Genomic DNA, 300 nt, shown 5'->3' with positions numbered 1-300 from the left:
GGGAGAAGGTGGATCGGCGCGCAGCGCCGAGACGGATGAGCAACTGTGTTTTCAGGCTTTGTCTGGATACCAGGGTTGGTTGTGTCGAAGCATGGCGCTGAGGATGGTCATAATCTTTCGGGCCACGGCGACGATGGCGACCTTTGGTTGCTTACCGTTTGCAATAAGACGCTGGTGGAAGGCTTTGAGTACGGGATTGGAGCGGCTGGCGGTGAGCGCTGCCATGTAGACCACCCTGCGCAGAGCATGCCGGCCGCCCCAGATGACACCGGCACCTTCAAAGGTCGCCGCGTCATCTGG

At 60.0% G+C, this 300-nt stretch carries 1 protein-coding gene; it reads right to left on the bottom strand.

All coding sequences use genetic code 11. The features are described 5' to 3' along the window. Positions 1-51: 51 nt before the first annotated feature. On the bottom strand, positions 52-300 hold a 249-nt coding region (locus tag EN845_RS34710), incomplete at its 5' end, for a transposase (protein WP_135931335.1).

It is taken from the genome of Mesorhizobium sp. M8A.F.Ca.ET.202.01.1.1, assembly GCF_004791595.1.
Taxonomy (GTDB): Bacteria; Pseudomonadota; Alphaproteobacteria; order Rhizobiales; family Rhizobiaceae; genus Mesorhizobium.
The sequence above is the reverse complement of the archived record's forward strand: the minus strand, read 5'-3'. Positions and strand labels throughout refer to the sequence as shown.